This is a genomic window from Sphingomonas sp. Marseille-Q8236 (genome assembly GCF_965112005.1).
This window is the reverse complement of sequence record NZ_CBCOPO010000001.1, coordinates 1,327,840-1,341,319: the sequence shown is the minus strand read 5'-3', so window position 1 is coordinate 1,341,319 and position 13,480 is coordinate 1,327,840. Positions and strand designations below refer to the sequence as shown.

Below are 13,480 nucleotides of genomic sequence, written 5' to 3'. Positions count from 1 at the left end.
GATGGACCACTCAGAAGGGGGCAGCTCATGATGTCGTCACGATCGAGGATATTCCTGAACGATCTTTCCATGGTGCCGCCGAGCCGCTCCACCTGCACGGCGGTGTCGACCTTCGGTCTGGGTCTCCGGTCGGCGTTTCCGGTGATCCGCTTGCCGACCTCCACTTCCCTAGCGAGCGGTATTATCCGATTGGTCGCCATCGCCTTCTAGCGTCACCCCTGTTGGCGGACCGAACCGCTTCTTCCATATCGCGAGTTGCTGTGCGACGATCGCCTTAGGCGTGCCCCCAGACAGGACGATCTTGCGCTTTACGTCCAGCAGAAATTCCTCCGCTTCGGCGTAGCTCCCGCCTTCCAGCACACGCGCCAGCGACGTCGGATCCATACCTAGTGCCTTTCGGTCGGCACCAACGTGATCAAGCCATTTGCGGAATTCGGCGCGTGTGGGCATCGGAAGCTCCAGTCGAAGCTGGAATCGCCGCCATACCGCGCGATCGAGCAACTCTGGGTGGTTCGAGGCGCAGACGATAACCGTGTAGGAGGGTAGATCGTCCATCTGGAGCAGCAGTGACGATACGACGCGCTTGATCTCGCCGGTCTCGTGCACGTCGCCCCGTTCCTTTCCGAGCGCGTCGAACTCGTCGAGGAAAAGTACGCAGGGGGTAGAGCGGGCGAACTCAAAGACGTTCTTCAGCCGCGTGGACGTCTCGCCCAGATAGCTGTCGATCACCGCGTCATAGCGCAGCGTCAGGAACGGAACGCCGAGCGCGAAAGCGATCGCCTCGGCAAGGGTCGTCTTCCCGTTGCCAGGGGGACCCGCGAGCATGACGCGATGCCGCGGTTCCAGGGAGTTGGCGCGGAGCACGTCAGCCCGGTGCTGCTCCTCAATCAGATCACGGACCTGCGTCTCGACCTCGCGCGGCAGCACAAGATCGTCGATGCTGCGACGCGCCGGTCGCTCGATGACGAGATCGCGGACCTTGTCGGGCAGGATCGTTCCTCCGACGGCACGAGGAGCCTGACGCGATGGTGGCGCGACGGCGCCGAGCGCTCGGCTAAGTCGATCGGCGAGCGTATTATGCTGCTTGGCGCGCGCCTCCGCAACCAGAGCCGCGACGGTACGCTCCAGCTTGGCATGGTCGTTCTGCGCGCCGGCCTCGGCCAGCTGGATGACAAGATCCGCTCTGCTCATTGGTTCACCGCCTCGACGGAAGCGTAAGCGCTTCAGCCGCGATCCTGTTCATCGACGATCACGTCGTTGGGATCAAGGCCAAGTACGAGCGAACCGTCCGGCTCGGTCCGGAATTGATGACGTGACTGATCGCGTTCCTTACCAAATCGCACATCGGCGATGGCAATCGTCGGCTCGCAGCTATCCTCTCCATCCGCACCTCGGATGTACGCGGGAAGCGTGACCCGCCTCGCGCGTCCGATCCATGCCAACGTGTACTCCGCCTTCGCCAATCCCCAGTCATCCGACCAGATGTCGTGCGTATCGTCGTAGTCGAGACAGCTCCAGTCCCATCCGCGCGCCTTCATCTCCGCATCGGCGTCGTCGACCCGCGAGATGCTAAAATCGGTATCGATGCGATAGGCGATCATCTTCTGCTCCACCTGCAAAGCTGCCCCAATATCCGGGGACCCTTGCCAGCTGGTGAAGCTGCTGGCGTCCAGCCAATTGACGCCGGATCAGAGTGAGCGCCGCATGCGGCGCAGGTGTCCGGGCGGCGCGACGAACGACGCCGCCGGGACGTCGCTGACGATGCCACCCCGCAGGTCCAATCGACCAGGCTCCAAAACCGGGCCTCGCTACCCAGCCCCATGTGATGCCCATCGGCAGGCGACGGTTCGCGCAGAATCAATCAGGAGGAAAATGATGGACGAGCTCGATCTGAGCGGCGTCGACGCCATGCGTCGGCCTGAAGTCCGACGGCGCGTCAACGTCGTGAGGGATTTCCTGAATATCGTCGCACCAACCGAAGCCGATAAGGTCGCAAGTGCGAAAAGCCTGGACTTAAGCGTAAATCAGTTCATGGCGCTGGTCCGGGCGTGGCTTGCCTACGGTTCCGCTGCAAAGCTGGCGGGGTCCGGCGCGCATCGCGGCGCTACACGTCGGCCAAGCCGGCTATCGGTTCCGGCGGAAGCCAAGCAGCAGGCGCTGGAGGTCATCGAGGAGGTCGGCGCGGATAGCCCCTTCGTCGACGTCCATCGCCTGGTTCGGGCGCGATGTGCCGAACTGAAACTCGCGCCCCCTTCCCGGAGCACGCTGTGGAACATGGTCATGGAATGCCGCAAGGGGCGGCGGGGTGACGACCGAAGCCTTGTCGTCGGCACCTGCTTCGTCCGTTTGCCAACCGTGGCGGGAGAAACAATCGAGCTACCGTCCCTGACCATGGCGGTACGCGCAGGGGACGGCGCCATCGTGGCGGCGGGCCTATCGAGGTCCGGCTGGACGACGTTCCTGATCAGCGTCGCGACGAGCGGAGCGTCACTGCAGGTGGATGAGAATCTTCTCGCAAGCGCCGAGCTGATACCGAGCGAAGTGGTCGTCCCGATTGCGGGAACGGCCGCCCGATCGTCCATGGCCCGCATTCTTGGGAGGGGGATCGACAACCTCCATCTCATATATCAGCCGAGCAGGGCGGTGCCGCCACAGCGACTGCTAAAGACCAAGGACGATCGACCGCTGTCTCTGCAGGACGCCCGCGAGATGGTGGACGCGGCGATAGCCCGCCACAATCACATCCGGGGTGCTGCCGCGGTCCTATGGGTCGACGGCTTCACGTCATAGCGAGGTTGTCGAGTAGTGCCATCAACCTCGCGGGCGGCTTCGTGTACCGCACCGGCCGGACGAAGTCGGTCACGAGAGCGTTGTGCACGTCGATCTCCAAGTTGAAGCGCGCGACATCCTCGCCGTTCGCCTTGGCGTAGGCGACGCCCTTCGTCCGACCGGGCGCGAACCTCACGCGACCGAGACGGTCGCCAAGGTAGCGGCGAACGTAGAGGCCGAACCGGCGCGCCGCCGTCGCGGGCTGAAGCTGCCCGGACAATCCCGCTTTGTTCATCCGCTGCACGTGATCGGACCAGAACGCGACGTCCCGCCCTATCACGATTTCCGAATGACCGAGTTCGGCCGACCAGCGCAGCGCGTTCAACGGTGGCGCGGCAAGCCGCCGCACCGCATCTCGCGCCGCCAAGCCATATCCCTTTCGGCTATGGTCCGGGTCAGCAAGAGCCCCGCCGAGCACCGCTCGCGTCGCCTTGTCGATAATGAGGAACGCCACGAATATATCCTCCGAATGGGGAAGATGGCAGGCGCAGCAATCGAAGCGGACGTCGCTACCGGGTTCGTCCGACCGCATGCGGCTTCGCAGTTCCGCCTCGGCGAATTTGCGGAGGGTATTGTAGCTGGGCCAGTCCGCCTCCGGCGCTCCGGTCTTCCTGCCATAGGCCTCGCCGAGGGCCAGCGCGAGCCTACGGACGCTTCCACCCGGGTCACCATCGACGACCGATGCAACCAGTTCCTTCAGATCGTCGTGATAGGACAATACCCTGGTCCTGGGGACGGCGGCGAACGTGCCCAGCGAAGCGAGCGAGCGGTTCTGTCGCCAGGCCGCGTGCATCTCGTACCACCGGTTCAGACTGACCCCGGCTGCGCTGGCTGCGTCGCTCATCGCGAGCGGCTTGCCGGAACCCTTAGGCCCCATCCCCATGGCACTCGCCCGTTCGGGATCGTCGAGCACGATCATCGCCCTCAAGCGTCGGATCGCGTTCGCGCGCTGATCCAGCGACATGGCCGACCACATCGCCGATTCGGCCGCCGGCATGGGTGAACCGAACGCCGCCTCGAGAATCTGAGTTGAATCCGCCCGGCGAGGGCGTGGCTTTCCCATCGGCTTCGCCGTCGCGACGATTTTTTTTGGCTCATCGATCATCGTTAAGCCGTAGCGCGCCATCGCATCGTAGTCGACGCTTAGCTGTACATTACGATGGTTAACGGACTGCATTTCAAATGCAAGATTAAGGAACCGTTAACCATCGTAGCGCCAATATCCAACTAGCTATCGATTGACGTATAAGAATATCCAACTAAGTTGCGGGCACATCCCAGCCATAGGAGGATATGATCGATGCACGACCACCAGAATCCGAACAGCTTGAAGAAGCCCTTCATCCACACGAAGTCCGACGGTCGTCATCGGCCGCGTTCGCGCACGTCGACGTTCCGCCCGACGTACCGTCCGGGGAAGGGAGTGCTCGCTTGAGCTCCGCGGCCGAGCGACGGTCGAAGAACGGCCGGGGCGAAACGCGTCCGACCACGTCGGCGGACCAGCGGCGATCAAGGTTGGTCCGCACGTTCCATCGTGTCACCGTTCACCGCCGCGGCGAAGGCCCGGTCGAGCGCGGTACGGTCTTGGAGATCTGCGGCGAGCGGATGGAGGTCAGCGTGCGCCTTGAATCCACGGCGGTCGATAGCGGCCGCGACGTCGTGCTGGTCCGCAGCTGCGAACGCCCCGGCAGGATGCGGACCTCATTCGTTCGGGCGCTGCAGGTAAGGCAGCTGTGGCCCGTGACTTCCAGGGTCGCGGCGGAAGAATCGGTATCGCTGGCCGCCGATGTCGGAGGCGACGATGAAGCGTAACTTCAAGCTCGCTCGGGGAGCCATGACCTTCAGGGAGCCGAAGGATAGGTTCTCGCCGCAGCACATCCACTACCGAAATGCGCGTTCGTGCACATCGTCGAAGGCGATCGCGAAGCCGTGGAAGCCACTGGTGGAGCTCTCGGTCTTGCCGGCCCTGTGCATCCCGAGGACCGCACCTTTCATTCCGACACCTTCGCGCGGGTCGTCGAAGGCCTAAGAAAACGACCTGTCCGCCGACCGGAGGCGGCGGACAGGTCGTCGCGAAGACTCAGCAGTATGGCTTTCCCGCTGGCAGTCGCCCCCTGGTGATCGAGGCCATCCGGCGATCGTCGAAATGCGCACACGCGCCCCATTCCAGGAGTAGAGGTTCGATGAATTGCGCCAACTACGAGGCGGAACTGCCGGCGGACGGGGCGGAACCCTGGTCGGTGAGGATCAGGCATCCCCTGGAGTGCCGTCCCTTCCGCCCGGAACAGCGCCCCTGCTGGTCGCCGAAGCGGCGAGATCGTCGCGACGCCGGTCGGCCGATCGCAGCAGATCGCGCCACCTGGACGAAGCCGCGTCTCGTAACGGACAAGCGGCTCGGAGCCGTCCGGGTCAACTTCCGGTACGCGGCGTACCAGTCCATGACAGCGGCTCATAGCGAGAAGGCCGGTCGCGATCAGTACTTCGAAGGGCCGCACGAGACGTACGGCTTCCGGAAGCACGAGATCGGTCCCTTTTATCTCGATCTGCAGTATCAGGGCGGGCGTCTCGAATGGAAGACGGCCTCCGGCAATCAGTTCCACATGACCTTCGACTGGATCGTGGAGACGCAGGATCATGGCGTCGTCGTGGGCGAGGACAAGGCCAGCGACGAGTTCTTCAAGGATCCAGACCTCGAAGAACGCCTCGACTTTGCCGAGGCGTATCTCGAAACCATTGGAGCGACGCTCGAGCGCCGTGTCGCGGGCGGGCTTCCGACCCGCCTCGAGCGACGCATCGTCAAGGACATCTTCGACGCTCGCCGTACCCGTTTCACCGACACCGCCGCCGCCAGCGTACGGGAAATGATCGAGGCGAGCGGCGGTACCGCCACGCTGGCCAGGGTCATCGAGACGATCGGCGGGCACCCCGTGCTCGCCCTCGATATCGCCAGGGCGATGATGCATCGGCGGGTCCTGGAGATGCCGCTTTCCACGCCACCGATGCCGGACACTCCTGTGACCTCCCCGCCCCACAGGAAGAAGAGCGCGCTGCGCGAATTCCTCGCTCAGCACATCCCGGCTTGAGGACCAGAAGATGCACATCCCGTTCTGGCTGCCCGAGGGGCACATCCTGAAATACGGCGAGCGCAAGATGCGCTTCGAAGAGGCCGTCGGTGACGGCATTCTACGCTTCCGCTACATCGATGGTCAGGAAGAGATCGTACTTGTCCCGATCGGCAAGGGCGGGGAACCGGGCATGCCGACGGTCTTCTGGATCATCCAGCAGTTCCGCGCGGGCATCGTCGTCGACGACGACTACAACCTGCACGTAACCGGCCGCAACGAGAAGATCCTCCATCTCGACCGCGCGGCCTGCGAGACCATTGACCCCCTGACCGGCTGGAGGTTCGACTGGGCCGACGCCGCAATCCGCGATAAGATCAAGAAGACCCACCTCGACGCGCGGGAATGGATCGACGCCAACGATCTTGGCGGACGTAAGCCTTCGTCGGGTTCGCTTCTGCGCTGGATGCAGAAGCTCAAGCAGCATGGGGGGCGCGTCGGCGCGCTCGTGAGCACGGCGGGGAGGCAAAAGGGACAGAGCCAGCTGCCGGACGTCGAGGATCGGCTCGTCCACAAGTGGGCCGTCCTGTACTGGCGGCCCAGCACGCTCAACGGGTACCTCGCGCATAAGGAGGATGCTGCTGCGATGGTGGTCCGGGAGTGGGATCGCCTGCGCGAACTCGGCGTGCCGTATCTCAGCAAGGATGCGCCATCGGCCGAGGCGGTACGCCGCCGGATCAACAGCTTGGAATGCTACACGACGCATGCAACCCGCTATGGGCGCCCCTCGGCTGACCGAAAGTACGTGCCCAGCGGCGAGCCCGTACCTGTCGAGAAGCCCTTCGAGCGCATCTTCATGGACGGCGTCGAGTGGGAGCACAGCGTCTATTACTCCGACGAGCTCAGGATTCCGGCCGCCAAGATGAGGTCGGTGATCTGCATGGACGCCTTCTCGAGCTGGATTGCGCCGCATCCCACCTTCGCCGGCGAATATCGACCGCAATGGGGTCTGCGTGCGCTGCGCGGCATCCTCATGCCGCCCGACATGACCGACGATGAGGTCAAGACGGATCCTGAAATGGCCATGTTCTACGGCATCCCCTCGGACGTCATGTACGATCGCGACCGCACGATGATCTCGCCGCGGATGGTGCCCGGTGCGATCAAGGTCTTCTCAACCGTCGAGCTCGCCGAGGCGTATCATCACGACGCCAAGGGCAAGCTCGAGAACTACCACAATTTCGTCAAGGCCAGTCTGAGACATATCCCTGGTCGTATCTTGGGAGCACGTGAGAAACACGACATCGGGTACAATCCTCTCAAGAATACCGAGGTCACACGCGCCCAATACGTGGACATGATCGAGCAATGCCGACGCCGGTGGAACAGCACGGCAAAGGATTCCCTCGGCAAGAGATCCCCCGACGACATCATGCGGGCGTTTATCCGCATGGGAGCAGCGCGTCTTGCAGATCCTGGAGAAGTTAAGCGCACTTTCGCAAGCATTCCCGAAAAGCTGCAGACTCTCACCAACAATGGCCTCATTTACGACAATGTCCACTATCGATTCAATGTCGATGGAACGAAGAAAGCGCTAAGCTCAAACCAGCATAGAATGCCATTCGCAAAGCGGCTGCAGGGAACGGCCAAGATTGAGGTCAGCATTCGAGTCTGGGACGACGACATCGACATGATCGAAGTCTTCGATCGCGAAAACAAAGAGTACGTCCCGATGTGGTCGACCGACCCCGGCTATACCGGCGGGCTGAACCGCTGGGAGCACCATGCCTATCAGAAGGCGCTGCGAAGCCAGAAGACAGGCTCTCGTCGGGGGCGCCTGCGCACTCGCGGAGAATACCTGGAAGCGCGGCAGAAAACGCTGAGCGGGAAGGCGTTCCGCGAGAGGCTCGAGGACGTCGAACTGCTCGAAGCCGAGGAGCGTCGGCTATCCGGCGTACGGGGGAGCAATCCCGCGTGCGCCATGGTTCCCGAGCTTCACGTGGCCACGGTTATCGATGGCGGCGACCGGGAAGATATTCCGTTCCCGCCTCCCCAGGACGACCAACGCAACTCTGACACGGCCGCGAAACCACCCGCTGACGAGGGTGATGAGGACATCCGGTCTGATCCTAAAATCGCGATCCACGACGAGCTGTTCGACGCTGATAAATGGGACTTCAGCGGCCCGCAAACCGAGGATGAAGATCCAGACGAAGGTGAGGAGGACTGAGATGGCGACCTTCAAGAAGCCGCGCCAGGAAACCGGCCGTGCCGTGCCCGATCCCAATGACGCTATTGCGCTGGCGAAGGCCGAGCGCGCACGAGAGGCGCTCCTTGATATCTGGGTGGATACGCCGCGGCAGCGCGTGATCCTCAACAATCTCCGCTCGTACATGCGCGTCTGCAGCAACCGGCGGCCAGGCGCTCCCATCAACGGTCGTCGCCTCAGTCAGTTCAGCCAGGCCGGCAAGAGCGCAATCGTGGAGCGTCTGATCGCGGAGGTGGCTGCGGAGGAAGTCGCTGGAGGCCGCGAGCCCAATCCCTTCCGGATCATCCATCTGACGATCGACAAGCGGATCACGATCAAGATGCTCTACCAGGATATTCTAAACCGCCTCGGTGACGACTTCGAGGACGTCACCGGCCATGTCGGCGTACGCCTGACCCCCGAACAGAAGAAGACTATCAAGGGAAATTCGTCCGAGAACATCGTCGTCAAGCAACAGAGAATTGCCGAATGGGTCCGTAAGTTGGGCGTCGAGCTTATTGTAGTCGATGAAATTCAGCGGCTAGTTACCAAGGCAAAAACTGAGCGGATCGATGACGTCGACCCGGCGGTGTTTCTAACCCCCGATGCCGAAGAAGTTTCCTCGAGGCTACAAACGTTTCTGGATAGGGGGATAGCGCCCATCGCCTTCATTGGGGATGAGACTTCGGAGGCATTCTTCGATCTGAACCGGCAATTCCGTCCACGCCTCGAAAAGCCTCTCGAACTTACCCCGCTCAATCCGAAGCTGAAATCGGATCGAAGGCACTTTAAGGAGTTTTGCATTGGCTACGACTCGCAACTACAAATGCTGGATATCGTACCCATCAGGACATGTCTGTCGGATCATGACGTTCTAGCGGCTCTCATCACCGCGTCGGGCGGTCACATCGGACGGGCAGCCAGGATCATCGAGATGGCGCTTCCGGCCGCGCTCGAGCGTGGTGCCGCTACCTTGGAGCGCTACGACCTCAGCAACGCGGTCCGCGACTTCGCCATCGGCAACGACTGGGTCGATCATGATCCATTCTCCCTTCGGCCGGTCGAGCCGCAGATTCCGCTTGCAGACTTGTCGGACGATAACGATGCAGATTGATCTCCTCAGTGGTCGTCGTCTGCGCTTCGAACTGCAACTGAAGGACGCCGAGAGCATCCCGGGTGCGATTGCGCGGGGCGTCCGGGGGCATGTGCTAGTTCGAACGGCGCCGGTGCTTGACGCCGCAGGCGTGCGAATGAGACATGCGGGATATTCTCAGCTGGCGTCGTTCGAGGAAGTCGAGCGACTGGCCTATGTGATCAGGTGTGATCCCGAGACGCTCGCGATGCACATCGGAGAACGGATCAAACCTCTCGACGGAAGCAGGTCCAGCGAAGTGCGCTTCGGTGATCGGGTCACTCCCCGCATTTTCATTGAACTGCATCGCAGACGGATCGGACCGCAATCTTTGATCGCTGACGACTATCATCGCCTCGATTGGTTGAACGTTGTCCTGCCTTATTGCCCCGAAAGCCTCGAGCGTCTTGTGGATCGCTGCTCTCACTGCGGATCCGCCTTAGGCTGGCATTACTCTTGGGGAATAGGTGTATGCGAATACTGCCGTCGCGACGTCCTGCCGTCCAGCGAGCCGCAACTACCTGCTTCGCTTGCGGAAGATTATCGGCTTTTCGCCAAGATGACTTCTCCGATGTCGTGTAGGAACTTGGAGGCCTATGCACAGCTGCCGCCTTCATTGCAGGACGTTCGGCTGGACGATCTCGTTCGAATGGCGCAGCTATTTGGTGGACTAGTACAGGAATCGCCGGTTGGAGCCGCCAACAGACGTGAATTCGTCGCTCTACCCGCTTCCATTCGCGCCTCAGTCGCGGCGCGCGGAGCTGCCATCCTTCGTTCATGGCCGGAAGGGTTTCAGAAGTGGCTGAGCAGCCGCTGGGACGAGCTTCAGGGTGATCAAGACGGCGTTCAGCGACTTCGTCAGCTCATCATCCGATCAGTCGACAGGAACCAGGAATCGACAGCACTCGTGGATATCGTAGAGCAGGCACTGCCGCATATCAGAAAGCATGCCGCCCATGGTCTCGTCGGAGATCGCAGGTATTACCTCTATGCGGAAGTGCAGAAGAAGCTATTTCTAAATACACGGCATATGGATAAGCTGCGCCACTGGGAAAAAATCAAGTATCGTCGCCTAAACAACTCAGCTCACGTGAAAGGGCAGTTTGACGCTGATCAAATCGAGGAGCTGGAGCCGTTCTTTCAGAGCGCCGTGAAGGCGGCCTCCTGCGCATTCGAACTGAAGCTCCCGCATTACGCTATCGAGCAGCTCGTCTGCTGTGGAGAGCTTGCCATTGAGGATCATCCCGCCTTCGTCTTCGTGAAGGCGGCAGATCGGCTGCGAGGTTGCAGCAAGGTCGAGCTTGTTCAAAGGTTGCGCAAGAAGCGACATGATGGCGACATTCCAGAAGAGGCGGTGTCGCTTTCAGTCGCCAGCAAGAGGATCGGCGGACGGCTGAAACCCTGGGGATCAATTTTCAAGGCGATGACTTCCGGGCATCTCGGATTCTGGATGAAGGGCGATGATCCGACGATGCGTTCGATCTTCGTGCTCCCGCGCGACATGGCGATCTTCGATCGGGTCGTCGATGGGCCCAGGCCCGACTCAGCGGCGACGGCCACCATCAACCAGGCGGACGCTGCTGAAATCTTAAACGTCAAAACAAAGCCGCTTGTCGCCATGGCCGCCGGACTTGGGATCGTATTTGAAAAGGATGGCTTCGCTTTAGCGGCCGTAAGAAGTTCGGTGCTCGAAGCCGCGGCTGGCGTGGCTTTCGACACGGAGATTTCGTGGCACCTCGGGGTCAGGCACGGAATGGTCGAAGGCATTCTGGTCAGCCATGGGCTCGCTCGACGTAAGGATGGGTGGTGCCGAAGCCAGCTTATTGAGGCGGGCTTCCTTCCCCCCATCCCTTTGATGGCGATGCCTGCGGCCAACCCGTGAAACTCGGGAGGCTGCATCCGGTCGCAGCTCATGGGTGATCGAGCGCGGAAGTTATTGGAGACCGGCCGCGGATGGTTGCCTTACAGCAGGTGGCTGATCGGGTAACTTTGGCCGTCGTTCGACTCCACCCTCCCGGTCCGATTGGCGTCAATCCCGTTCTTAGGGTGTGCCAGTGCATCATCGAATAGCCTCACCCCAGCGAAGGCCGGGGTCTAGATGCTATGCGTTCGGCGGAGCGCCGATGCGTCGAAAGAGATTTTGTTCGCGCGGAGGCGCGGAGAACGCGGAGGTGTCTCGCTTGTGGCATCTTCATGCCTCCCTCCGCTTGGTGATGAAGCCGGGCCGCAGCCAATCGGACGACCCCTCTGCGTCCTCCGCGCCTCCGCGCCTCCGCGCGAACAAATTGTCTGGGATGAAGCGCTGTAAAAAGCGAACTGGACCCCGGCCTTCGCCGGGGTGGTTCCAGTCCGCAAAGGGCCCGCGATCAGGCTAGCTTCCAGTAGGTCGCGTAGCGCTCATGCGCGATGCGGTGATAGGGAATCAGCCGCACCGGCTGGCCGTCCGCCGCCGGGATGGTGAACTCCAACGGCTTGCCCGTGGCGCTGATCTTCTTCGCCAATGCATCAGGCTCGCCCGACAGCGTCGGTGCCTGGAAGGGCGTGGCGTTATAATCACCGTATTTGCGTTCGTTGACGATGATGTCCGCGCCCGGTTCCAGTCCCTCGCGGCCCAACGCGCCTGCCAGGACCAGCGGACCATAGATGAAGGCGACGATCTCCGGCGCGGCGGGGGCGCTTTCGACGGCGGGCTCCATGACCAGCCGCCATTCGACCGTGTCGCCGGTCTTCCACGTCCGCGTCAATTCGGCATAACTGCCCGGCTTGTCCGAACGCGACACCTCCGCCCCGTTGACCAGCAGGGTCGCGGTGCGGCTCCATTTCGGGTGGCGCAGCTTCAACGTCAGTTCGGTCGGCTGGCGCAATTTCCAGCGGAACTGGCTATTCGCCGCCTCGGGGAAGCGGGTGGACTGGGTCAGTTCCGCCCCCTTGTCGGCCCAGCGCACCGTCGAGGGAATGAACAGGTTCACGTACAGCGCGCGGTCGTCATGGAAGTAGATCGAGTCGCGATACTTCACATGGTTTTCCATCCCCGTGCCGGTGCAGCACCAGAAGCTGTCCTCCGGGGTATGATAGAGCTTCATGTAACCAGGCCGCGCGCCCTGGAAATAGGTCGCCATGCCCGAATCTGGATCCTGCGAGGCGAGGATGCCATTGTAGAGCGTGCGCTCATAATAATCGGCATATTCGGCGCGCGGGTCGTGCAGGAACAGCGCGCGGGTCAGCTTGAGCATATTGTGCTGGCAACAGGTCTCCGATCCCTTGGCCGAGAAAACATGCTTGTCGAAATCGGCCATGGCGAAGAAATGCTCGCCATCGCCGTGCCCGCCGGTCGCAAAGGCACGGGTATGCGCGACCGTCCGCCAGAAAAAGGCGGCGGCGTCGCGATATTTGCCGTCGCCGGTCGCCTCGAACACACGCTGGAACCCGATGATCTTGGGTATCTGCGTATTGGCATGCATCCCGTCGAGATGATCCTGTCCCTTGACCAGCGGATTCATCACCGCCTTTTGCGAGAAGCGCTGGGACAGCGACCGATAATCCTCGTTACCGGTCATGAAATACAGATCGGCATAGACCTCGTTCATGCCGCCATATTCGGTTTCCAGCATCGTCTCGAACTGCGCGTCGGACAGCGGCTTGGTCGCCACGACACCCCAGTCGGCCAGCCGGATCAGCACGGCCCGCGCCGGCTCGCTACCCGCGAGCAGCGCCGCATCGCGCAGCCCCGCATAGACCTTGTGCAGCGTGTACCAGGGCACGCCGGTAATCGGCTCGCCGCGCAAATGGGCCGCGACCAGCGCAGGCCCCTTGGGGAAGGCGCAGACCAGGCCGGTCCCCGCCGCCTGCTGGCACGCGGCCAGTTCGTTCGCGATATAGTCGATCCGCTGGCGATACCTCTTGTCCTTGGTCGCACGGTACGCCAGCGCGCAGGCGGAGAGATAATGGCCCAGCGTATGGCCGTGGCAGTTGATCTCCTCCCACATCGGCTCCGATTCCCAACCGCCATAGACCGGCGCCTTGGGCTTGAGCCCCGCATTGGTGCGAAAATTGGCGAGCATCCGATCGGGCTGCAGCCGCATCAGATACGCCTCGGTCATCTTCTGCGCATGGAGGAAGGGCCCGTCATCCAGCGAGACGTCGGCCATGTCGAAGGGCTGGACGAGGGTGGCGGGGACGGGACCGCGGCTCTTGGCCTGCGCCCAGGCG

The 13,480-nt window shown here is 62.0% G+C and carries 11 protein-coding genes; 7 read left to right on the top strand and 4 right to left on the bottom strand.

Annotated features, from left to right (window positions below):
* Nucleotides 1-168 precede the first annotated feature (168 nt).
* Nucleotides 169-864, bottom strand: coding sequence for an AAA family ATPase (locus ACWPWT_RS06440; RefSeq protein WP_454279012.1), 696 nt, complete (start codon nucleotides 862-864; stop codon nucleotides 169-171).
* Between the two features lie 9 nt (nucleotides 865-873).
* Here ACWPWT_RS06440 and ACWPWT_RS06435 point away from each other — a divergent pair, with 9 nt between their 5' ends.
* On the top strand, nucleotides 874-1,218 hold the full coding sequence (locus ACWPWT_RS06435) for a hypothetical protein (protein ID WP_454279011.1): 345 nt from the start codon (nucleotides 874-876) through the stop codon (nucleotides 1,216-1,218).
* A gap of 5 nt (nucleotides 1,219-1,223) precedes the next feature.
* On the opposite strand, the gene ACWPWT_RS06430 is transcribed toward ACWPWT_RS06435, so the two are convergent.
* Nucleotides 1,224-1,601 (bottom strand): hypothetical protein, encoded by a 378-nt coding sequence (locus tag ACWPWT_RS06430; protein ID WP_454279010.1) that lies wholly within the window; start codon nucleotides 1,599-1,601, stop codon nucleotides 1,224-1,226.
* A 274-nt stretch (nucleotides 1,602-1,875) separates the two neighbouring features.
* Between ACWPWT_RS06430 and ACWPWT_RS06425 the strand changes: the two genes are divergently transcribed.
* A complete protein-coding gene (locus tag ACWPWT_RS06425) occupies nucleotides 1,876-2,790 on the top strand; it encodes a hypothetical protein (RefSeq protein WP_454279009.1) in 915 nt (304 codons plus the stop codon).
* Here ACWPWT_RS06425 and ACWPWT_RS06420 read toward each other — a convergent pair.
* Nucleotides 2,780-3,955, bottom strand: a complete 1,176-nt coding sequence (locus ACWPWT_RS06420; protein WP_454279008.1) for a hypothetical protein — start codon at nucleotides 3,953-3,955, stop codon at nucleotides 2,780-2,782. The two genes, ACWPWT_RS06425 and ACWPWT_RS06420, sit on opposite strands and share 11 nt — an antisense overlap.
* 389 nt (nucleotides 3,956-4,344) lie before the next feature.
* On the opposite strand from ACWPWT_RS06420, the gene ACWPWT_RS06415 reads away from it, so the two are divergent.
* The 5 genes from ACWPWT_RS06415 to ACWPWT_RS06395 all read left to right on the top strand — a co-directional run bounded on the left by ACWPWT_RS06415 (nucleotide 4,345) and on the right by ACWPWT_RS06395 (nucleotide 11,153).
* Nucleotides 4,345-4,641 carry a hypothetical protein gene (locus ACWPWT_RS06415; protein ID WP_454279007.1) on the top strand — a complete coding sequence of 99 codons (297 nt, stop codon included), beginning with the start codon at nucleotides 4,345-4,347 and terminating at the stop codon, nucleotides 4,639-4,641.
* A gap of 371 nt (nucleotides 4,642-5,012) precedes the next feature.
* The gene (locus ACWPWT_RS06410; protein WP_454279006.1) at nucleotides 5,013-5,912 is read left to right on the top strand and encodes a hypothetical protein; all 900 of its coding nucleotides are present in this window, start codon (nucleotides 5,013-5,015) and stop codon (nucleotides 5,910-5,912) included.
* A gap of 10 nt (nucleotides 5,913-5,922) precedes the next feature.
* Complete coding sequence (locus ACWPWT_RS06405; protein WP_454279005.1) at nucleotides 5,923-8,121, top strand: hypothetical protein; 2,199 nt, start codon at nucleotides 5,923-5,925, stop codon at nucleotides 8,119-8,121.
* Between the two features lies 1 nt (nucleotide 8,122).
* Entirely contained in the window at nucleotides 8,123-9,253 is a 1,131-nt protein-coding gene (locus ACWPWT_RS06400) for a TniB family NTP-binding protein (RefSeq protein WP_454279004.1), read from the top strand.
* On the top strand, nucleotides 9,243-11,153 hold the full coding sequence (locus ACWPWT_RS06395; RefSeq protein ID WP_454279003.1) for a hypothetical protein: 1,911 nt from the start codon (nucleotides 9,243-9,245) through the stop codon (nucleotides 11,151-11,153). Before ACWPWT_RS06400 ends, ACWPWT_RS06395 begins: the two co-directional genes overlap by 11 nt.
* Before the next feature lie 484 nt (nucleotides 11,154-11,637).
* Here the strand turns inward: ACWPWT_RS06395 and ACWPWT_RS06390 are convergent, their stop codons facing one another.
* The gene (locus ACWPWT_RS06390) at nucleotides 11,638-13,419 is read right to left on the bottom strand and encodes a beta-L-arabinofuranosidase domain-containing protein (protein ID WP_454279891.1); all 1,782 of its coding nucleotides are present in this window, start codon (nucleotides 13,417-13,419) and stop codon (nucleotides 11,638-11,640) included.
* Between the last annotated feature and the right edge of the window lie 61 nt (nucleotides 13,420-13,480).

Bases quoted from the DNA above. Each gene is read 5' to 3' on its own strand.
- ACWPWT_RS06430 (WP_454279010.1), bottom strand. From the start codon at position 1,601: ATGATCGCCTATCGCATCGATACCGATTTTAGCATCTCGCGGGTCGAC.
- ACWPWT_RS06425 (WP_454279009.1), top strand. From the start codon at position 1,876: ATGGACGAGCTCGATCTGAGCGGCGTCGACGCCATGCGTCGGCCTGAA.
- ACWPWT_RS06420 (WP_454279008.1), bottom strand. From the start codon at position 3,955: ATGGCGCGCTACGGCTTAACGATGATCGATGAGCCAAAAAAAATCGTC.
- ACWPWT_RS06410 (WP_454279006.1), top strand. From the start codon at position 5,013: ATGAATTGCGCCAACTACGAGGCGGAACTGCCGGCGGACGGGGCGGAA.
- ACWPWT_RS06405 (WP_454279005.1), top strand. From the start codon at position 5,923: ATGCACATCCCGTTCTGGCTGCCCGAGGGGCACATCCTGAAATACGGC.
- ACWPWT_RS06400 (WP_454279004.1), top strand. From the start codon at position 8,123: ATGGCGACCTTCAAGAAGCCGCGCCAGGAAACCGGCCGTGCCGTGCCC.
- ACWPWT_RS06395 (WP_454279003.1), top strand. From the start codon at position 9,243: ATGCAGATTGATCTCCTCAGTGGTCGTCGTCTGCGCTTCGAACTGCAA.
- ACWPWT_RS06390 (WP_454279891.1), bottom strand. From the start codon at position 13,419: ATGGCCGACGTCTCGCTGGATGACGGGCCCTTCCTCCATGCGCAGAAG.